General features: G+C 71.3%; 19 protein-coding genes. 13 read left to right on the top strand and 6 right to left on the bottom strand.

Translation table 11 applies throughout. The annotated features are described in order from the left end of the window. Positions 1–85 precede the first annotated feature (85 nt). From ACFHPP_RS00235 to terL, 6 genes are read left to right on the top strand one after another with little or no spacing between them, the layout of a single operon-like run. The gene (locus ACFHPP_RS00235) at positions 86–655 is read left to right on the top strand and encodes a hypothetical protein (protein WP_437161253.1); all 570 of its coding nucleotides are present in this window, start codon (positions 86–88) and stop codon (positions 653–655) included. 18 nt (positions 656–673) lie between these two features. Then, positions 674–2,554 carry a hypothetical protein gene (locus tag ACFHPP_RS00240; RefSeq protein ID WP_437161254.1) on the top strand — a complete coding sequence of 627 codons (1,881 nt, stop codon included), beginning with the start codon at positions 674–676 and terminating at the stop codon, positions 2,552–2,554. Continuing rightward, positions 2,554–2,994 (top strand): hypothetical protein, encoded by a 441-nt coding sequence (locus ACFHPP_RS00245; RefSeq protein ID WP_437161255.1) that lies wholly within the window; start codon positions 2,554–2,556, stop codon positions 2,992–2,994. Before ACFHPP_RS00240 ends, ACFHPP_RS00245 begins: the two co-directional genes overlap by 1 nt. Positions 2,995–3,026: 32 nt before the next feature. After that, the gene (locus tag ACFHPP_RS00250; RefSeq protein ID WP_437161256.1) at positions 3,027–5,312 is read left to right on the top strand and encodes a phage tail fiber protein; all 2,286 of its coding nucleotides are present in this window, start codon (positions 3,027–3,029) and stop codon (positions 5,310–5,312) included. Then, positions 5,309–5,605, top strand: a complete 297-nt coding sequence (locus tag ACFHPP_RS00255; protein ID WP_437161257.1) for a hypothetical protein — start codon at positions 5,309–5,311, stop codon at positions 5,603–5,605. The genes ACFHPP_RS00250 and ACFHPP_RS00255 overlap by 4 nt, the downstream gene beginning before the upstream one ends. Next, a complete protein-coding gene (terL, locus tag ACFHPP_RS00260) occupies positions 5,602–7,038 on the top strand; it encodes a phage terminase large subunit (RefSeq protein ID WP_437161258.1) in 1,437 nt (478 codons plus the stop codon). Before ACFHPP_RS00255 ends, terL begins: the two co-directional genes overlap by 4 nt. Here terL and ACFHPP_RS00265 read toward each other — a convergent pair. After that, the gene (locus ACFHPP_RS00265; protein ID WP_437161259.1) at positions 7,035–7,256 is read right to left on the bottom strand and encodes a hypothetical protein; all 222 of its coding nucleotides are present in this window, start codon (positions 7,254–7,256) and stop codon (positions 7,035–7,037) included. The two genes, terL and ACFHPP_RS00265, sit on opposite strands and share 4 nt — an antisense overlap. A 48-nt stretch (positions 7,257–7,304) precedes the next feature. Here ACFHPP_RS00265 and ACFHPP_RS00270 point away from each other — a divergent pair, with 48 nt between their 5' ends. From ACFHPP_RS00270 to ACFHPP_RS00280, 3 genes are read left to right on the top strand one after another with little or no spacing between them, the layout of a single operon-like run. Next, the gene (locus tag ACFHPP_RS00270) at positions 7,305–7,673 is read left to right on the top strand and encodes a hypothetical protein (protein ID WP_437161260.1); all 369 of its coding nucleotides are present in this window, start codon (positions 7,305–7,307) and stop codon (positions 7,671–7,673) included. Then, complete coding sequence (locus tag ACFHPP_RS00275; RefSeq protein WP_437161261.1) at positions 7,670–8,116, top strand: cell wall hydrolase; 447 nt, start codon at positions 7,670–7,672, stop codon at positions 8,114–8,116. Before ACFHPP_RS00270 ends, ACFHPP_RS00275 begins: the two co-directional genes overlap by 4 nt. A gap of 11 nt (positions 8,117–8,127) precedes the next feature. After that, on the top strand, positions 8,128–8,484 hold the full coding sequence (locus tag ACFHPP_RS00280; protein ID WP_437161262.1) for a DUF952 domain-containing protein: 357 nt from the start codon (positions 8,128–8,130) through the stop codon (positions 8,482–8,484). A gap of 7 nt (positions 8,485–8,491) precedes the next feature. Here the strand turns inward: ACFHPP_RS00280 and ACFHPP_RS00285 are convergent, their stop codons facing one another. Then, positions 8,492–9,133 (bottom strand): DUF4189 domain-containing protein, encoded by a 642-nt coding sequence (locus ACFHPP_RS00285; protein WP_437161263.1) that lies wholly within the window; start codon positions 9,131–9,133, stop codon positions 8,492–8,494. Positions 9,134–9,247: 114 nt separating this feature from the next. Between ACFHPP_RS00285 and ACFHPP_RS00290 the strand changes: the two genes are divergently transcribed. After that, positions 9,248–10,342 carry a phosphotriesterase family protein gene (locus ACFHPP_RS00290; RefSeq protein ID WP_437161264.1) on the top strand — a complete coding sequence of 365 codons (1,095 nt, stop codon included), beginning with the start codon at positions 9,248–9,250 and terminating at the stop codon, positions 10,340–10,342. Here the strand turns inward: ACFHPP_RS00290 and ACFHPP_RS00295 are convergent. The 3 genes from ACFHPP_RS00295 to ACFHPP_RS00305 all read right to left on the bottom strand — a co-directional run bounded on the left by ACFHPP_RS00295 (position 10,332) and on the right by ACFHPP_RS00305 (position 13,188). Further along, positions 10,332–11,879 carry a UxaA family hydrolase gene (locus ACFHPP_RS00295; RefSeq protein ID WP_437161265.1) on the bottom strand — a complete coding sequence of 516 codons (1,548 nt, stop codon included), beginning with the start codon at positions 11,877–11,879 and terminating at the stop codon, positions 10,332–10,334. The two genes, ACFHPP_RS00290 and ACFHPP_RS00295, sit on opposite strands and share 11 nt — an antisense overlap. 59 nt (positions 11,880–11,938) lie before the next feature. Continuing rightward, entirely contained in the window at positions 11,939–12,349 is a 411-nt protein-coding gene (locus ACFHPP_RS00300) for a hypothetical protein (RefSeq protein WP_437161266.1), read from the bottom strand. A gap of 92 nt (positions 12,350–12,441) precedes the next feature. After that, entirely contained in the window at positions 12,442–13,188 is a 747-nt protein-coding gene (locus tag ACFHPP_RS00305) for an SDR family NAD(P)-dependent oxidoreductase (RefSeq protein WP_437161267.1), read from the bottom strand. Positions 13,189–13,293: 105 nt separating this feature from the next. Here ACFHPP_RS00305 and ACFHPP_RS00310 point away from each other — a divergent pair, with 105 nt between their 5' ends. From ACFHPP_RS00310 to ACFHPP_RS00320, 3 genes are read left to right on the top strand one after another with little or no spacing between them, the layout of a single operon-like run. Next, positions 13,294–14,913 (top strand): thiamine pyrophosphate-binding protein, encoded by a 1,620-nt coding sequence (locus ACFHPP_RS00310; RefSeq protein WP_437161268.1) that lies wholly within the window; start codon positions 13,294–13,296, stop codon positions 14,911–14,913. Further along, a complete protein-coding gene (locus ACFHPP_RS00315; protein ID WP_437161269.1) occupies positions 14,913–16,508 on the top strand; it encodes a hydantoinase B/oxoprolinase family protein in 1,596 nt (531 codons plus the stop codon). The genes ACFHPP_RS00310 and ACFHPP_RS00315 overlap by 1 nt, the downstream gene beginning before the upstream one ends. Further along, positions 16,508–18,565, top strand: coding sequence for a hydantoinase/oxoprolinase family protein (locus tag ACFHPP_RS00320; RefSeq protein ID WP_437161270.1), 2,058 nt, complete (start codon positions 16,508–16,510; stop codon positions 18,563–18,565). The genes ACFHPP_RS00315 and ACFHPP_RS00320 overlap by 1 nt, the downstream gene beginning before the upstream one ends. Here ACFHPP_RS00320 and ACFHPP_RS00325 read toward each other — a convergent pair. After that, a complete protein-coding gene (locus ACFHPP_RS00325; RefSeq protein ID WP_437161271.1) occupies positions 18,558–19,469 on the bottom strand; it encodes an aminotransferase class IV in 912 nt (303 codons plus the stop codon). The genes ACFHPP_RS00320 and ACFHPP_RS00325 overlap by 8 nt on opposite strands. Positions 19,470–19,512: the final 43 nt, after the last annotated feature.

Raw genomic sequence — 19,512 nt, forward strand, 5'->3', positions numbered from 1 at the left:
CCCCCGCTTGGGGGAGAGGGTTGCGTGAGGGGGCTCTTCTCCCCACCACGCCGTAACCCCCCTTCGCACGAACGGACCCACGAACATGGCATTGACCGCGCTCGCGCTGTGCTCGCGCGCCCTGCTGCGCCTCGGCGCGCAGCCCGTCGCCTCGCTGGACGAGGGGACGGCGGAGGCGGAGGTGGCGGCGAATCTCTACGCACCCGTGCGCGACACGCTGATCTCCGCGCATCCCTGGTCCTTCGCCACCGGCCAGGGCGACCTGCCGCGCCTGTCCGCCGTGCCGCATGCGGACATGGCGCATGCCTTCCAACTGCCGAGCGGCTTCCTGCGCGCCCTGTCCGCCGGCGCGGGCGGCCGTGGCCGCGGCATGCCGTACCGCATCCATGAGGACCGGCTGCATGCCGATTCCCCGGCGGTGACGCTGACCTACATTTTTCGTCCCGACGAAAGCGCCTTCCCGCCCTTCTTCGCGCAGGCGCTGGTGGCGCGGCTCGCCGCGGAGTTCTGCCTGCCGCTGACCGAAAGCCAGTCCCGCGCCGAGATGCTGTTCCGCCTGGCGGAGGCCGAGTTGCGCAGCGCGCGGCTGGTGGACAGCCAGCAGGACACGCCGCGCGCCATCGAGCATTTTCCGCTCGTCGATGTCCGTGGTTGAAGAGAGGGGGGCTGAGACATGACGATCGCCACGCGCCGCATCAAGTCCAGCTTCACCGCTGGCGAGTTGGCGCCGGAGCTGTTCGGCCGCGCCGATCTGCGCGCCTTCGAGAACGGCGCGCGGCGGCTGCGCAACGTCGTCATCCAGCCGACCGGCGGCGTCGCCCGCCGCCCCGGCCTGGTGCATGTCGCGACGCTGCCGGGTGCGGCACGGCTGATGCCCTTCGAATTCAACACCGAGCAGACCTACCTGTTGGCGCTGAGCGACGCGCGGCTGCAGGTGTTCCTCGGTGATGCCGAAGTGGCGTCGCTGGCGGCGCCGTGGACCGCAGCCATGCTGCCGCAACTGTCCTACACGCAGAGCGCCGACACACTGCTGTTGTTCCATCCGGAGATGCCGCCGCAGCGCCTGACCCGCAGCAGCCACACCGCCTGGACCATCACGCCCTTCGCCTTCAGCCGCATGCCGTTCCATGCCTTCAGGCCGGACATTGCGCTGACGCCATCCGGCACCAGCGGCATGATCACCCTCACCGCATCGGCCCCGCTGTTCCAGCCCGGCCATGTCGCCACCCACATGCGGCTGAAGGGCCGGCGCATCCAGGTCTTCACGGTGCTGGACGCGTTGACCGCGACGGCGCATTGCGACGAGTTGCTGGAGGATGTGCTGCCGACGAACGATTGGCAGGAAAGCGCCTTCAGTGGCGTGCGCGGCCAGCCGGTCTGCGCCGGGTTCCACCAGGACCGCCTGGTGCTCGGCGGCTCGCGGGACCTGCCGAACCGGCTGTGGCTGTCGCGCACCGGCGACCTCGGCGATTTCGACAGCGGCAGCGGGCTGGATGACGAGGGCATCGAGTTCGCCCTGGTCTCGGACCAGGTGAACGCCATCCGCGCCGTGTTCTCCGGCCGGCACCTCCAGGTGCTGACCTCGGGCGCCGAATGGATGGTGACGGGCGATCCGCTGACGCCGTCCTCCATCCAGCTCAACCGGCAGACCCGCATCGGCAGCGCGGTGGAACGCCAGGTGCCGCCGGTGGATGTGGATGGCGCGACGCTGTTCGTCGCGCGGTCCGGCCGCGGCGTGCATGAATTCGCCTACACCGACGTCGCCGACGCCTACCAGGCGAACGACCTGGCGCTGGTCGCGCGGCACCTGGTGCAGACGCCGGTCTCCATGGCCTATGACCAGACGGCGCGGCTGCTGCATGTGGTGATGGCGGATCGCGGCGTCGCCACGCTGACTCTGTATCGCGTGGAGCAGGTGACCGCCTGGACGCGGCTGGAAACGCAGGGCGCGTTTCGAGCCGTCGCGGAAACCGAAGGCCGCGTCTACGCCCTTGTGGAGCGCTTCGGTACGCATCGGCTGGAGCGCTTCGACGCCGCGGCCGGACTGGATGCGGCACTCACGGGCATCGCGGCGCTGCCGCAGGACAACTGGTCCGGCCTCGGGCATCTGGAAGGCCGGCAGGTCGGCGTGCTGGCCGATGGCGCGCCACGCGCGGCGGAGACGGTGGTCGATGGCGCCATCCCTGTCGATCCGCCCGCCGCCACGGTGCAGGCCGGGCTGCCGTTCCGGCATGTGATCGAGCCACTGCCGATGGCGCTCGGTGGTGCATCGGGCGCCGCTGCCGCCCCGCTGCGCCTGGTCTCCGCCACCTTCCGCATCCTGGCGACTCCGGCGCTGGAGGTGGATCTCGGCCGTGGCGTGCAGCCGGTGCCGTTCCGCCGCCTGGACACGGCGCTGCTGGATGCGGCGCCGTCGCCCTTCACCGGCGACATCGCACTGCGCGCGCTCGGCTGGCGGCGCGATGCGATGGCGCCGCTGTGGCGGATCGAGGGCGAGACGCCGCTGCCGATGACGCTGCTTTCCGTCACCACCGACATGAGGATCACCAGCTGATGGCGCAACTCGCCCCCATCGCCACCGCGATCGGCGCGGGCGCATCCATCTATGGCAGCGTGCAGCAGGCGCAGACGCAATCCGCCAGCGCGAAGGCGCAGGCGAATGCGGCGCGGGAACAGGAAGCGGCGCGCGTGGCCCAGGCCCGCGTGCAGCAATCCGTCGATGCCCGTGCGCGGGAGCAGCGGCTGGCGGGCACGCTGGCCTCGACGCGCGCGCGGCTCGCAGCCGGCGGCATCTCGGCCGATGAAGGCTCGGCCGCCGCGCTCGCCGCCGGGCTGGAACGCGATGCCGCCGCGGCGCAATCGGACAGCGACCAGGTCTTCGCCGCGCGCATCTCCGCCGGCCGCCGCAGCCTGCTGAACAACGACGGATCGCTGACCAGCTGGCTGCGCGCCGGCAGCACCTTCGGGACTTCGCTGCGCAACCTGCTGGATTGATCCCGCCCCCACCCCAACAGAGTCCGGAGCCCATGATGGCCGAGCATATCCGCATCGGCGACGTCGCGCCGCGCGTCCAGTATCTGGGCGACGGCACGCGCGTTGCGTTCACCTATCCCTTTCCGATCTTCCGGGCCGAAGACATCGAGGTGCGCCTGGACGGCGTGCCGCTCAACGGCGGCTTCAGTGTGACCGGCGCCGGCCGATCCGAAGGCGGCACCGTCACGCTCGCCACGCCGGCCACGGCCGGCAGCACCGTCACGCTTCGGCGCACCATCCGTGTGGAGCGCAGCACGGATTTCCAGGACAACGGCATCCTGCGCGCCCGCACCCTGAACGACGAGCTGGACCGCCTGGTCGCGACGCTGCAGGAACAGCGGGAGGATCTGTCCTCCGCCCTGCGCCAGGACCCGGCGGAGGTCGGCGGCAACCTGGTGCTGCCGCTGCGCGGCGCGCGCGCCAACCGCATGCTGGGCTTCGACGGCACCGGCAACGTGGTGGTGCTGCCGCGGGATTCCGGCCTGATCAGCGCGCCGTTCCCGGGCGCCGTGCCCTTCACCGTGGAGGACAAGCTCGGCGAGCAGCTCAGCGCCCGCGACTTCGGCGCGACCGGCAACGGCGTCACGGAGGATGGCCCTGCCTTGCAGGCGGCGATGAATGCCGCGGGCGCTTCCGGCAAGACGCTGCTGATCGGGGAGGGCACGTTCCGCACCGCGCAGCCGCTGACCCTGCCGGGCGCGGCCGCGGGCCTGACCATGCGCGGCACCATCCTGTATGCCGGCCCGCCTGGCCAGCCGGCTCTGACGATCGGCGACGGCGGCATTGCCCGAAATGCCAGCAAGCGGCACAGCGGGCTGTCGGTGATTCGCGACGGCATCGGCGATTGGCTGGACGAGGCCGAGATCGGCATCCTGCTGCGCAACCACGATGCCTCCGTCATCGAGGTGCGGCGCGTCGAGGGCTTCACCATCGGCGTGCGGACGCTGGGCGATGCCCGTGGCTTCGAGGATTGCACCCTGGTGCTGGGCCGCATCGTCAACAACCGCATCGGGCTGGATGCGCATACACTGACGGCCGGCGCCTGGAATACCTCCATCCGCTACTACGGCGGGCATTTCGCCGTCGGTTCCACCGTGCATGTGGACAAGGACCGCTTCGGCATCCGCTTCTCCGCAGCCCCCGGTGCCTATGTCGCGCACAACCGGCACGTGTTTGACGGACCGAACTTCGAGCTGAATGCGGAAGGCCGCCCCATCGCCGGCATTCCCTTCCTGTGCGAGGTGAACAGCCGCAGCGTGATCGCGCGCGGCCTGCGCATGGAAGGCTGCACCGGCTTCGTCGCGCGCCATACCGCGGCGGCACAGGACCATGTCTATGAGGTCGCCTGGGCCAGCCAGGGCTACCTCGTGGAGATCGAGCACACCGGCACGGCGACCCGTCTCGGCGGCGTGGTCCGGACCCTGCATCAGGCCGCGGCGCATCGGGAGGCGACGCGGGAGGTTGCCGCCACGCCCGGCCTGCGCGCCGCCGCCATCCGCTGGAGCGCGACGGAAACCGGCTTCGAGCGCATGGCCTGCCTGTCCTCCAATGTCTCGGGCACGCCCGTTTCGTTGGCGGATTTCGCCTTCGCGGCACTTGAGTCCTATGTGCTGACGGATCGCGGCGTGCTGCTCACCGGTGGTCGTGGCGTCGGCTTCGTGGTCGATGCGCGCAACTGCCGGGACTTCGCGCTCGGCGTCGATGCGGATTCGCCGCGGCTGGTGGTGATGACCTTCGATGCGGCGGGCAATCTGCTCACCGATGCCGGCGGGCCACTGGTGTTGGCCTCCGGCCAGTCCATGCAGTGGAATGCGGCGGCCCGCTGGTGGCAGGGCGGGTCCGACATGACCGATGCCGGGCTGACCCGGCTGCAGTCGCTGCGCCTGGCGCCGCATGTCGCCACCGCCATCATCGGCGTCGCGCGTATCTCGGCCGATTACGAATTGCGCGCGCTGCGCTTGAACTGCGACCCGCGGCACGCGCCAGCGCTGCTGTATGGCCTGCCCGCCCTGCGGATCGGCGTGCGCGAACTTGCGGCGGACTTCGTCTGGGATCCGCCCTCCATCGCGGCCGGCGGCAATGCCGCGGTGAACGTGCCGTTGCCGGGCGCGCGGCCAGGGGATTTCGCGCAGGCGGCATTTTCGCTCTCCACCTCCGGCATCGTCTTCATGGCGCAGGTCGGCGCGCAGGATGTGGTGACCGTCACCGCCTGGAACCGCACCGGCGTCGCGGTGGATCTCGGCGCCGGCACCGTGCGGGCCCGCGTGGTGAAGGCATGAGGCGACCGACCCGTGCGGCGCCCGTGGCCTCGCCGCTGCCGAAGGAGACGCTGGATGCGGCGATGCTGCGCGTCGCCGGCGACTACGCCGCCTTCGTCGCCTCCTGGCCGCGGGGGGAGGCGGTGCCGGACCCAAAGGCCTTCGCCGCGCACCAGGCGGCCGCACGCGCGGCGCTGGCGCATATGCAGGAACTCGCGGCGATGTCGGCCGGCGACGCCAAGCCGGCGGAAAGCGAGGAGGAGGGGGTGCTGAGCCGGATGCGCGAGGAGATGGCGAAGGAGGGTGACGGATGAGTGAGCGGCCCGCAGACCTGCTCGAATTGGCCTGGATCTGGAACCGCCTTGCCAACCTGGGCACGCCGGCCGTGCATCGCCGCATGCTGCGCTGGCTGGCGGATCGCGGCGAACAGGGCGATCTGCGCCTGCTGCTGATGGCATTCCGCGGCTGCGGCAAGTCCACGCTGGTCGGGCTGTACTGCGCCTGGCAGCTCTACCGCGCACCGGAGACGCGAATCCTCGTCGTCGCGGCGGACCATGCACTGGCCACGCGCATGGTGGCGACGGTGCGGCGCATCCTCGGCCGGCATCCGCTGTGCAACACGCTGCTGCCGGACCATGGCGAGGGCTCCTGGGCTTCCGATCGCTTCACCGTGGCGCGGCAGGCCGTCCTCCGCGATGCCTCCATGCTCGCGGCCGGCATCGGCGGCAACATCACCGGCGCGCGCGCCGACCTCATCGTCTGCGACGATGTCGAGGTCGCCGGCAATTGCGGCACGCCGTACCAGCGAGAGGAGTTGCGGGAGCGGCTGACGGAGACCGAGTTCGTGCTTGTCCCCGGCGGCCGCATGCTGTTCGTCGGCACGCCGCACACCGCGGAAAGCCTGTATGCGGATGGCCCCGGCGCCTTCCTGTCCGGCTACCGCCGCCTGGTGCTGCCGCTGCTGGACGAGGCCGGCGACAGCGCCTGGCCGGAACGCTTCACGCCGGCCGGCATCGCGGCACTCCGCACCCGCGTCGGCCCGCTGGCGTTCCGTCGGCAGATGCTGCTGGAGGCGGTGGCGGAGGATGCGGCGCGGCTCGATCCCGGCCTGATCCTGCGCTACGCGGCGGAGACCGAGTACCGCGAGGCGAATGGCCGCGGCGTGCTGACGCTGATGGGCGCGCAGATAGTCTCCGGCGGCGGCTGGTGGGACCCGGCCTATGGCCGGCCCGGCATCGGCGATGCCAGCGTGCTGGCGGCGACCTACGCGGACGGCCAGGGCCGCCACTACCTGCACCGCATCGCCTACCTGCTGCACGACCCGGAGGCGGAGGAGGATGCGGCGACCCAGCAATGCCGCGCCGTGGCGCAGATCGCGCGCGACCTGCTGCTGCCGGTGCTGCGCGTCGAGACCAACGGCATCGGCAAGTTCCTGCCCGGCCTGCTGAAGCGGGAGATGCAGCGCGCCGGCATCACCTGCACGGTTCTGGAGGCCACCAGCCGGCGCGCCAAGTCCGAACGCATCCTGGCCGCGCTGGACCCGGTTCTCGCCGCCCGTCGCCTGCTGGCGCATGAAAGCGTCTTCCGCACCCGCTTCGCACGCGAGATGGCGGAATGGCGCCCCGATGCGCCGGGCCAGCACGACGATGCGCTGGATGCCGTGGCCGGCTGCCTGCTGTCCGAGCCGGTGCGCCTGCCCGGCGCGCCGCCGCTGCGGCCGGCGACGCTGCCGTGGCGCGGTGGCTAGGCAATCTTCCGCGGCGCGATCTCGGTCGCGTGGCGCTCAAGCCCCTCCGCCGTCGCCTCATAGCGCCCATCCGGCCGCAGCCGGGCGAGTCCCATGCCGGACAACCGCGCCAGGCAGGGGCCGTCCTTCAGCCCATCCGGGCGGCCCGGCCGGCCGACCAGTGTCAGCCGGTGCAGCGCCGACCGGCAGCAGGTCTCGAGATAGGGCTGGTTCCACATCGCCCCAGGGTGGCCCCGCCGCCGTTCCTCTTCAAGGAGTTCCCCGCCATGATGCCCGATATCCCGCCGCAGATCCTGAATGCGCTGGCGGATGCGCCGCTCGCCGCCCTGATGCTGTGGATGCTGCACAATCTGCGGCGCGAGCTGCAGCAGCGGCCGGATGCGGCCCCGCCGCCTGCCGGCAACCCGTCCCACAACGAGCTGGTCGACTTCAAGCTGGAGGTGGCGCGCACCTATGTGCCGCTGTCGCTGATCCGCGACCTGGACAGCCGCCTGTCCCTGCAATTGCTGCGGATCGAGGAAAAGCTGGACGAGGTCAGCCGCACCGCCACCACCGCGACCGCCATCGCCGGCCAGTCCATGCCGAACCGCAAGATGGGCTTCGGCGCCCGCGCCGAGGCGGAGGGCGACCGATGAGCGCCAGCCTGGCCCGCCCGCGGATGCTGACACCCGCCGGCATCCTGGAGCTGACCTTGTGGGGGGAGGCCGGCCACCGCCCGGTGCGCGGCATCGAGGGCATCGCCGCGGTGGTGATGAACCGCGCGCGCCTGGCGGGCCTGCCGGATGGCCCGCGGCACCTCGGCCGCGGCGTCGCCGGCATCTGCCGCGCGCCCTTCCAGTTCGGCTGCTGGCACCCCAGGCATCCGCGCCACCTGGCCATGCAGGCGGCCTCGGTGCAGGAAGACGCGGCCTTTGCCGTGTGCCGCCGCATCGCCGCCCGCGCGCTGGCCGGCGCGCTGCCGGACGGCACCGGCGGCGCCACCCACTACCACGGCGTGGAACGCCTGCCGCGCTGGGCGGTGGGCCTGATGCCGACGGCGGAACGGGGTGGGCTTGCGTTCTATCGCCTGCTCGGCTGAAAACACCGGCCATGGAAGACCTGATCTACACCATGGTGCGGGAGGAGGATTGGCGCGCGGCGGAACGCGCCGGCTTCTACGCCGGCAGCGCCGACGATGCGCGCGACGGCTTCCTGCACTTCTCCACCGCCGCGCAATTGCGCGCCAGCGCCGCCAGGCACCGCGCCGGGGTGGCCGACCTCTGGCTGGTGCAGGCCGATGCCGCGCGGCTCGGCGCGGCGCTGCGGTGGGAAGGGGCCTCGGGCGGCAACCGCGCCGGCCTGTTCCCGCATCTGTACGGCACCCTGCCGCTGTCGGCGGTGCTGTCCGCGACCCGCCTGCCGCTGCGGCCGGATGGCCTGCACGAATTCCCCGCCGACATTCCCTGAAGCGGCCTCAGCCGCAGCGCGTGGCGGCGATGCGGCAATAGGTTCCAGGCGCGAGCCTGACCCGGCAATCCTGGATCGCCGTGGTGCGCGCCACGGCGAGCGTCTGGCCGCTGCCGGCGCCGTAATGCACCACCGTGAAGGTCGCCGGATCGCGTGTGATGACCAGCCCCGTGCCGCGCACCGCCCGCGAGATCGCCATGCAGCGGTCCTGCGTCTCGACCAGCAGGTTGCAGGGCCGGCTGCCGTTGCTGCGGGAACAGGCCTGTTCGGCGTTGCGATGGGCCGTCATGCGGTCGGACGGGGTGGAGATGGCCAGGGCGACCTGCGGCAGGGTTCCGGCATAGGCCACCAGGCTGCGCCGCACTGGCGCCATCGCCGTGTTCCGGGCTGCCACGCCGCGCCCCGTTGCTTCCGCGGTGCCGGACCTGCGCTGTTGCCGCAGGTGCCGTTCGCCCGCGCCACAGCGCACCAGGCAGACCTGCGCCGCGCGCTGGTCCTGGGCGAAGTTCTGGATCTGCGATGCGCATTGCCGGCGGCAGGACTGGCTGGCGGCCGTCATCTGGGCCTCGGCCGCGGCGCCAGGTAGCAGAAGACCCAGCAACAAAACCGGCAGCAGTCTTCGCCAGGGCGAGATCGGCTTGACTTGCATCTGCGCAGTCTCCTGCAATCGGATCGGGGCTCGCGGGAGAACAAGGCATCCCGTGCCGCTCGATTACACGAAATACACTTCTCGGTTCGGCTAATTTCAACCTTGGCGTGAAACGTGAACGCGGCCGCAGCCTTGCGGGCCTGCCGCCGGCGCCGCATCCTGGCGGCCAACACGCGGCGGGGCAGGGCCATGGCGAATTATGTGCAGACGGTGCTGGGCCCGGTGGCGCCGGACAGCCTGGGCGCCACGCTGATGCATGAACACGTCCTGTGCGACATCACGCCGCGCAGCCTGCGCGGCCAGGTCGCGCCGCCCATCACCCTCGCCAGCCGCTACGACATCGACTACGGCCGCCACCCGCATGCCGGAAAGACCGTGATGCTGGACCGCGAGTTGGCGGTCGCCGAACTGGACCTGTTCCGCGCCGAGGGCGGCGCCACCATGGTGGAGATGACGATCGGCGGCCTGGCGCCCGACCCGCTCGGCCTGGTGGAGGTCTCGCGGCGGACCGGCGTGACGCTGGTGATGGGCTGCGGCCAGTATGTCGAGGATTTCCAGGACCCTGCGAACCACGACCGCACGGTGGAGGACTTTGCCGCCGAAATGGTCGGCGCGCTACGCCACGGCGCCTGGGGCACCGATGTCCGCGCCGGGCTGATCGGCGAGATCGGCTGTTCCGCGCCCTGGACGCCGCTGGAGCGCCGCGTGATGGCCGGCGCCGCACTGGCGCAGCAGGAAACCGGCGCGGCGCTGACCATCCACCCGGGCGTGCATCCCGACCAGCCGGCCGAGATCATCGCCTTCCTGCGCGACCATGGCGGCGACATTCCACGCACGATCATCGACCACGTCGACCGCACCATCTTCGACGATGATCGCCTGTTCGCGCTGGCCGATACCGGCTGCGTGCTGGAATTCGACCTGTTCGGCTACGAGCACGCCTACTGGTCCTTCGCGCCGATCAACATGCCGAATGACGGCACCCGCATCGACATGATCCGCCGCCTGCTGGACCGCGGCCATGGCGCGCAGGTGGTGATCAGCCAGGACATCTGCCGGCTGACGCGGCTGCGCGCCTTCGGCGGCCACGGCTACGGCCACATCTTCCGCAACGTCGTGCCCTTCATGCGGGAGAAGGGATTTTCCGACGCCGAGCTGGATGCGATCCTGGTGGAGACGCCACGAAGGCTGCTGACACTCAGCCGGTAATGCCGATCTGCCACGGCGCGAACTCATGCTTGCCGACGCCGAGCTGCTCGCTTTTCGTCGGCTCGCCGGAGGCCGTGCGCAACAGCAGGTCCAGGATGCGCTCGCCCATCTCGGACAGGCTCGCCGTGCCGTCCAGGATCTCGCCGCAGTTGATGTCCATGTCCTCCTCCAGCCGCCGGAACATCGGCGTGTTGGTGGCGAGCTTGACGCTGGGCACCGGCTTGGCGCCGTACATGGATCCGCGCCCGGTGGTGAAGGCGATCATGTTGGCGCCGCCGGCGACCTGGCCGGTGGCAGAAACCGGGTCGAAGCCGGGCGTATCCATGAAGACGAAACCCTTGGTCGTCACCGGCTCCGCATAGCGGAACACGTCCATCAGCGGACCGGTGCCGCCCTTCATGGAAGACCCCAGCGACTTCTCCAGGATGTTCGCGAGCCCACCGGCCTGGTTGCCCGGGCTGACCACGCCGTTGATCTGCGTGTCGCGGCCCGGCGTGTAGGTGTCCTTCCACCAGCGGATGCGCTCGATCAGCTTTTCGCCGACTTCCTGGCTGACGGCGCGGCGCGTCAGCGTGTGCTCGACGCCATAGATTTCAGGAGTTTCCGACAGGATGGCGGTGCCGCCGTGGCGCACGAGAAGGTCCATCGCCGCGCCCAGTGCCGGGTTGGCGGTGATGGAGGAAAACCCGTCCGAGCCGCCGCATTGCAGTCCGACGCTGAGATGCTCGGCGGAGACGGTGGAGCGGGTGGCCTTGTTGGCCTCCACCAGCATCTCCTTCACCACGGCCACGCCGGCCTCGATGCTTTTGCGCGTGCCGCCGACTTCCTGCATCACCAGGGACCGCAGCAGCGGCCCCGGCGTCAGGCCCTGCTCGGCCAGCAGGCCCGCGATCTGGTTGCGCTCGCAGCCCAGCCCGATGACGACGACGCCGGCGACGTTGGCGTGCCGCATGTAGCCGCCGAGGGTGCGGCGCAGAAGCTGCATCGGCTCGCCGGACAGTTCCATGCCGCAGCCGGTGGAATGGGTGAAGGCGGCGACGCCATCGACATTCGGAAACTCCGCCAGCCGCTCCGGCGTGAACCAGTCCGCCACGGCATGCGACACGGTCGCGGAACAGTTCACCGACGACACCACGGCGATGAAGTTGCGCGTGCCGACGCGGCCATCCGGGCGCACGTAGCCTTCGAAGGTCTTGCGCTGGTCGGCGGGGATCATCTCCACCGGCTTGTAGTCGCGGCCGATGGCGTAGTCGCGGTCGAATTCGCGGAAATCGATGTTGTGGGCGTGCACCATCGTGCCGGCGGGAATATCCTCCGCCGCGAAGCCGATGGTGACCTGGTATTTCAGCACCGGGTCACCCTTGCGAAGCTGGGTCGTGGCGATCTTGTAGCCGGCCGGCACCTTGTTGCGGGCCAGCATGTTCTCGCCGGGGATGGACGTGCCCGGCTCGATGTCGATCCGCGCCACCACCACATTGTCGTCGGGGTGCAGGCGGATCACCGGGCCGTTCATGCGCTTGGACGAAAGGTCGATCATGCGGGGCGTCTCCTGTTGCCCCCAATTCAACACGTCCGCCGGCAAAAGTCAGCGCCGCGCTATTCTGCCGGCAGCATGGCCGGCATGCGGGCCTCGGCGGGCCGCAGCGCCAGGATCACCAGCCGCACCAGGAACAGCACGACGCCCGCCAGCCAGGCGAGCGACGCCCCGATCGCCAGGCCCGGCGCCTGCTGCGTGATGGACAGGTAGATGCCGAAGGGAAACAGCGCGGCGGATGTCACGCACAGCCCGAACTGCGCCAGGGCCGGCACGCGCGCCGCCAGCAGTTCCGGCCAGCCGCGATGCACCAGCCCCATCAGGCCGAGCGAGGTCCAGCCCAGCAGGTTGAGGTGCGCATGCACCGGTGCGAGCTGGAAATCATGGGCGATGCCCATGAAGACGCCGAGGCAGACGCCGCCGACCATGCAGGCGGCGGCGGCGATCAGGTAGAACAGGGGCAGGCGGGCCATGGGGTTTCTCCGCGAGAATGTGCGGCCGGCCTTCTGATCCGCTTCGGTTTCGGCGAGGTTTCGCGCCGTTGCGGTATCGCGTTTCGCGGGTTTCAGCCCAGCATCTGGCCGCCATCGACGATGATGGTCTGCCCCGTCACCCAGCGCGCCGCGTCGCTGGCCAGGAACAGCACCACCTCCGCCACCTCCTCCGGCGTGCCGAGGCGGCCGAAGGGGATGGCGCCGAGAATACGGTTGTACAGCGCCGGGTCGCTCGACTTCCGCTGTTCCCAGGACCCGCCCGGAAACTCGATGGACCCCGGCGCCACCGCATTCACCCGCACGCCGTCCGGCCCGAAGGCGGCCGCCTGGCTCGATGTGTAGTTCACCAGCAGCGCCTTCACCGCCGCATAGGCCGGCGTGCGCAGCGAGGGCCGGAAGCCCGAGATCGAGGACACGTTGACGATGCTGCCGCGCGACGCCTTCAGATGCGGCGCGGCGATGCGGCTGGCGCGCACCGTCGCCATCACGTCCACGTTCAGGCCCTTTGCCCAATCCTCCTCCGTGTCCCGCGCGCCGAAGCCGCTGGCGTTGTTGACCAGCACGTCCACTCCGCCGAGCGCCGCCGCCGCTCCCTCCGCCCAGCCGGTCACCTGATCGGCCACGCCAAGGTCGGCCGACACGGCATGCGCGGTGACGCCGAGCGCCGCGATTTCCGCCCGCGTCGCCTCCAGCGCCTTCGGGTCGCGCGCGCAGATGGAAACCTGGGCGCCTTCCTGGGCAAAGCCCAGCGCGATGGACCGCCCGATGCCCCGGCTGCCGCCCGCCACCAGCACCCGCTTGACCGCAAATCTCGCCATCGCGCGTCTCCCTTGCCTCACACCCGCAGCAGAACCCTGCCGGGCATGGCTTGGCAAGCCGGGCCGGGCAGGGCAGACGGATGCGGTCGAGACGGGAACAGCGCCATGCCGGATGCCAACGCAACCAGTCAGACCGTGGCGGAGGCCCTGCTGGCCGAGCTTGCGCGCCGCGGCACCCGACGCATCTGGGGCGTGCCGGGCGGCGGCTCCTCGCTCGATGTCATCGCCGCGGCGCCGCGCTTTGGCATCGCATTCATCCTGGCCCGCCAGGAAGCCAATGCGGGCATCATGGCGCTGGCCGATGCGGAACTGACCGGGGCGCCGGGCGTGGTGATGACCACCAAGGGGCCGGGCGTTTCCAACGCCGCCAACGCGCTCGCCTGCGCCACGCTGGAACGCGCGCCGCTGCTGCTGCTTTCAGATGGCTTCACCTCGGCGCAACTAACCTGGGTGACGCACCAGGCCTTCGACCAGCAGGCCGCCACCGCCGCCGTTGCCAAGGGCCATGCCCGGGCCGAAGGCGCGGCGCCGGCCGAGGAGATCGCGGCGCTGCTGGATCTGGCGCAGGCCGCCCCGCGCGGCGCCGTGCATCTGGACCTCACCGGCGCCGCCGCCCGCCGCAATGCCGCGCCTGCCACGCCGCGCGTGGCCGCCGCGCCCGCGGCGCCCCCCTTCGGCGATGCCGCAGGCCTGCTGGCGCAGGCGCAACGCCCCGTGATCCTGGCCGGGCTGGAAGCCGCCGAGCCCGAGGCCACCGCCGCACTCCGCGCATGGGCGGAGGCGCTGGGCTGCCCCGTCCTGGTCACCTACAAGGCCAAGGGCGTACTGCCCGACCGGCACCCGCTCTACGCCGGCCTGTTCACCGGCGGCACGCTGGAGGCGCCCTGCGTCGGCGCCGCCGACCTCATCATCCAGATCGGCCTGGACCCGGTCGAGCTCATCCTGCAGCCCTGGCGCTACAAGGCGCCGATCCTCGATGTCGCGCTGCGCCCGCATCCCATCCGCTACGCGCAGCCGCAGGCGGCGCTGCATGGCGCGCTGGCGGCCAGCATCGCCGCGCTGCACGCCGAGGCGCGGCGGTCGCTGTGGACGGACGCGGAGATCGCCGCGCTTCGCGACACAGCGCTGGCGGCGCTGGAATGGCGGGGGCCGGGCGGCGTCTCGCCACCCGACATCGTCCGCCTCGCACAGCAGGAAGCCCGCGCCGCCGGCCACGCGCCGCGCGTCGCGGTCGATGCCGGTGCGCACATGTTCTCCGCCACCGCCTTCTGGCAATGCGACCACCTGCGCGACCTGCTGATCTCGAACGGCCTGGCGACCATGGGCTTCGCGCTGCCCGCGGGCTTGGCCGCCGCGGCGCATGATCCGGCACGCGGCGCCATCGCCTTCACCGGTGATGGCGGGCTGATGATGTGCGTCGGCGAACTTGCGACGGCGGCGCAGATCGGCGCCAGGCTGGTCACCATCGTCTTCAACGACAGCGCCCTGTCGCTGATCGACATCAAGCAGCAGCAGCGCCAGCTTGCACCGGCCGGCGTGCGGTTCCGGCCGACCGATTTCGCCGCGGTTGCCGAAGGCTTCGGCGTGAAGGGTCTGCGCGCCGCGACGCCGGAGTCCTACCGCGCCGCCCTGCGCCAGGCCTACGCGCATGACGGGCCAAGCCTGATCGACGTGCAGGTCGACCCCGCCGGCTATCCGGCGCAGCTCCAGGCGATGCGCGGCTGATGTCGGAACCCCTCTCCGCGCTCCGCCTCGGCACCGCCTGGGCCCGCATCGCCGGGCTGATGGACGAGGCCGCCGAAAGCTTCGTGCGCACCTCCTTCTCCTCCGTCGTGCGCGACAACTGGGACATGGCGGTCGGGCTGATGGACAGCGCCGGCCGGCAGTTCGCCCAATCCTCGCGCTCCGTGCCCAGCTTCGTCGGCACCATGCCGGTGACGCTCGCCGCCATGCTGCGCCGCATCCCGGCGGCGTCGCTGGCGGAAGGCGACGTGCTGATCTCCAACGACGGCTACCTCGGCACCGGCCATCTCAACGACATCACCATGGTCAAGCCGATCTTTGCCGGCGGCCGCATCATCGCCTGGATCGGCAGCACCTTCCACGCCACCGATATCGGCGGCGCGCCGAGCGTGGAGGCACGCGATTCCTGGGAGGAAGGCCTGACCATCCCCGTCGCCCGCATCCTGCGCGGCGGCGTCGAGAACGAGGATGTGGGTGCCTTCCTCGAAGCCAATCTGCGCCAGCCGGAGGAGGTGCTGGGCGACCTCCGCGCGCAGTTCGCCATGTACGACCAGGCCGCCCCGCGCCTGCTGCGCATCCTGGCGGAGGAGGGCATCGCATCGGCCGATGCACTCTCCGCCGAGATCTTCGCGCGGTCGGAGCGCGCCATGCGCCAGGCCATCGCCGCGGTGCCGGATGGCGAGGTGACGGATGAGGTCACCGCCGATGGCTTCGAACACCCCGTCACCATCCGCCTGCGCCTGGCGATCCGCGGCGATGCGCTGACGCTCGACTTCAGCGGCACGGATGCGCAGATCGCCCGCCCGGTGAATTCGCCGCTGAACTTCTCCCGCGCCTATTCCAACTACGCGGTGAAGTGCGCCTTCGATCCGACGACGCCGAACAATGATGGCTGCTTCCGTCCGATCACGCTGATCGCGCCGGAGGGCTCCATCGTGAACCCGCGCCGCCCCGCGCCGGTCTGGGGCCGCCACCTGACGGGCCACTACCTGCCCATGCTGGTGCTGTCGGCACTCGGCCAGTTGATCCCGGATCGCGTCGTCGCCGAATCCGGCAGCCCGCTGTGGAACGTGTATTTCACCGGCGAGCAGCCGGATGGCCGGCGCTATGTCCGCATGTTCTTCATGAATGGCGGCCACGGCGCCGCCGCCTCCCATGATGGCGCCGCCTGCCTGTCCTTCCCCTCCAATGTCGCGACGCAGCCGGTGGAGCAGTTCGAGAATGCGGTGCCGATGCTGGTCACGGAGAAGTCGCTGATCCAGGGCAGCGGCGGCGACGGCACGATGCGCGGCGGCCTCGGCCAGCGCATCGGCTTCCGCGTCGTCGGCGACAGGCCCGTCACCGCAACCTACCGCCACGAGCGTGTGCAGCACCCGCCGCGCGGATTGCTGGGCGGCGCGGCCGGACGTGGCGGGCGGGACCTGCTGAACGGCACGCAGGTCGCCGCCAAGGCGCGCCTGGTGCTGAAGCCCGGCGACACGCTGGTCTTCGAGACCCCCGGCGGCGGAGGCTTCGGCCTGCCGGATGCGCGCCCCGCGGCAGCCCGAACAACCGATGCCGCCGAGGGCTATGTGTAGTGCAGAAACCCTGGCGCATCGGTGTCGACATCGGCGGCACCTTCACCGACTTCGTGCTGCTCGACACCCGCGACGGCCGCCTGTTCAACGGCAAGGTCCTCACCACCCCGCACGCCCCGGAACAGGCGGTCCTCGCCGGCATCACGCAGCTTCTAGCCCGGCACGACGTGGCGCCCGATGCCGTGCAGCACGTCATCCACGGCACCACCCTGGTCGCCAACGCACTCATCGAGCGCCGTGGCGTTCCCACCGGCTTCCTGACGACGGACGGCTTCCGCGACATCCCGGAGATCGGCACCGAACTCCGCCACGACACCTACGACCTGTTCATGCGGCGGCCGGAGCCGCTGGTGCCGCGGCGCCTCCGCCTCGGCGTGCCGGAACGGCTCGGCGCCGATGGCACCGTGCTGCTGCCGCTCGACGAAGCCGCCGCCCGCGCCGCCATACGCGCGCTGCGCGATGCCGGCGCGCAGGCGCTGGCGATCTGCCTGCTGCACGCCTTCCGCAACCCGGTGCATGAACGCCGCCTGGCAGTGCTGGCACGGGAGGAAGCGCCCGGCCTGACGCTCTGCCTGTCCTCCGACCTGGTGCCGGAGATCGGCGAGTACGAGCGCGGCACCACCACCATCTGCAACGCCTATGTCCAGCCGGTGTTCGAACGCTACCTCGCGCGTCTCGGCGATGGGCTGCGCGGTGCCGGCGTCACCGGGCCGCTGTTCCTGATGCTGTCGGATGGAGGCACGGTGCAGGAAGGCGTCGCGGCGCGGCACCCGATCCGCCTGGTGCAGTCCGGCCCCGCCGGCGGCGTGCAGGCGGCGCGCGTCATCGGCGCCGCGGCGGGCGCCTCCGATATCCTGTGCTTCGACATGGGCGGCACCACGGCAAAGGCCGCGCTGATCGATGCCGGCCAGCCGCAGCGCAGCCTGGATTTCGAGGTTTCGCGCGTCGACCGCTTCCGCAAGGGCAGCGGCTTTCCGCTGAAGGTGCCGGTGATCGAGATGATCGAGATCGGCGCCGGCGGCGGCTCCATCGCCCGCGTCGACCGCCTCGGCCTGATCCGTGTCGGGCCGGACAGCGCCAGCAGCGATCCCGGCCCGGCCTGCTACGGCCTCGGCGGCACGCTGCCCACGGTGACGGATGCCGACCTGCTGCTGGGCTACCTCGCACCCGACAGTTTCCTCGGCGGCGACATGGTACTGGATGTCGCCGCCGCCGAGCGCGCGATCCTGGAGCATGTCGGCAAGCCATTGGGCCTCACCGCGCTCGATGCCGCCTGGGCGATCCATGAGACGGTGAACCAGGCCATGGCGCAGGCCGCCGGCATCCATGCGCTGGAGAAGGCGCGACGGATCGAGGCCTACACCATGGTCCCGATCGGCGGGGCCGGCCCGGTGCATGCCTGCGCCATCGCCCGCAAGCTCGGCCTGCCGCGCCTGGTCTCGCCGCCCGGTGCCGGCGTCGCCTCCGCCTTCGGATTCCTCGCCGCGCCGATCTCCTTCGCGCTGCTGCGCGCCATGGTGGCGCCGCTGGCCAGCCTGGACCTGGACGCGCTGCACGCGATGCTGGCCGCGATGGAGGCGGAGGGCCGCGCCATGGTGGCCGAGGCCGGCGTCGCCCAGCCGCTCATCCGTCGCTACGCCGCGCTGCGCTATGCCGGCCAGGGCTACCAGGTGGAGGCCGAGATCCCCGAGGGCGCCCAGGCCGACCGCGCCGCCATCCGCGCCGCCTTCGAGGCCGAGTACCTGCGCCTGTACGGCCGCATCGAGGCCAGCCTGCCGGTTGAGCTCGTCGGCTGGCGCGTCATCGTCGCCGGCCCGACGCCCGAGCTGGAACTGGCAGGCGCGCGCGCGGGGGGAGTGGCCCGCAAGGGCACGCGGCAGGCCTGGTTCGGCAGCGGCTTCCTCGAAGCCACCACCTGGAATCGCGGCGCGCTGCGCCCCGGCGACATCCTCGCCGGCCCGGCGCTGGTCGAGGAACGCGAAAGCACGCTGGTCCTGCCGCCTGGCGCCACGGCCACCTGCGACGTGGCGCTGAACCTGGTGGTGACGTTCAGCTGACCGGCGTGCGCCATTCGGCATGCGCGCCGGTGGTGCCGCGCACCACCGCCTCATAGGCCGCCTGCAATTGCCGCGTCACCGGCCCCGGCTTGCCGTCTGCCACCGGCAGGCGGTCCACGCTGGTGACCGCGACCAGTTCCTGCCCCGTCCCGCACAGGAACACCTCGTCCGCCACATACAACTCCGTCCGGTCCACCGCGCGTTGTTCCACCGGAAACCCGGCCTCCGCCGCCAGCACCAGCACCGTGTCCCGCGTCACGCTCTCCAGGATGTCGCTGGCGCGATCCGGCGTCACCAGCACGCCGTCGCGCACCAGGAAGATGCAGGCCGCGGCGGCTTCGGAGAGTTTTCCGCGCGCCGTCAGCAGCAGCGCGCTGTCATAGCCATCCGCCTTGGCCTGCAGGGTCGCGAGGCGTCCGGCATGGTAGTTGGCGCTCGCCTTGATGCGCGGCGGCATTGAATTGTCAGGCAGCCGGGTCCAGGAGGACACGCCCGCCGCGAGGCCCGTCGCGAATTTGGCGGAGCGTTCGCGCGGCAGCGCGGCGGCGATCCAGCCGACCGGCCCGGTGGTGGCCATGGTGCCAAGGCCCTCGATCTGCGCCTGCACGCGGATATAGGCGTCCTCGTTCGGCGCGTTCAGCCGCACCACCTCCAGCACCGCGGCGCGCAGCACATCGGTGGCAGGCGGCGCGTCGAAGCGCATCACCTTCATGCCCTGTTGCAGCCGCGCCAGATGCTCCTCCAGCCGGAACACGCTGAAGCGGCCATCGGCCGGGTTGCGATAGGCGCGCAGCCCCTCGAACACCGCGATGCCATAGGCGACGGCGAGCGACAGCGGGTGCAGCCGCGCCTCCGCGAAGGGCATGTCCTGTCCGTTGTGGATGATGCGCCGCGCCTGCCACATGCCGCTTGTTCCCCGGTCCCGTCCCGGCGAGTGTGCGCGGCCG

Origin of the sequence: Falsiroseomonas sp. E2-1-a20 (assembly GCF_051433195.1) — a bacterium.
Classification (GTDB): Bacteria; Pseudomonadota; Alphaproteobacteria; order Acetobacterales; family Acetobacteraceae; genus Falsiroseomonas.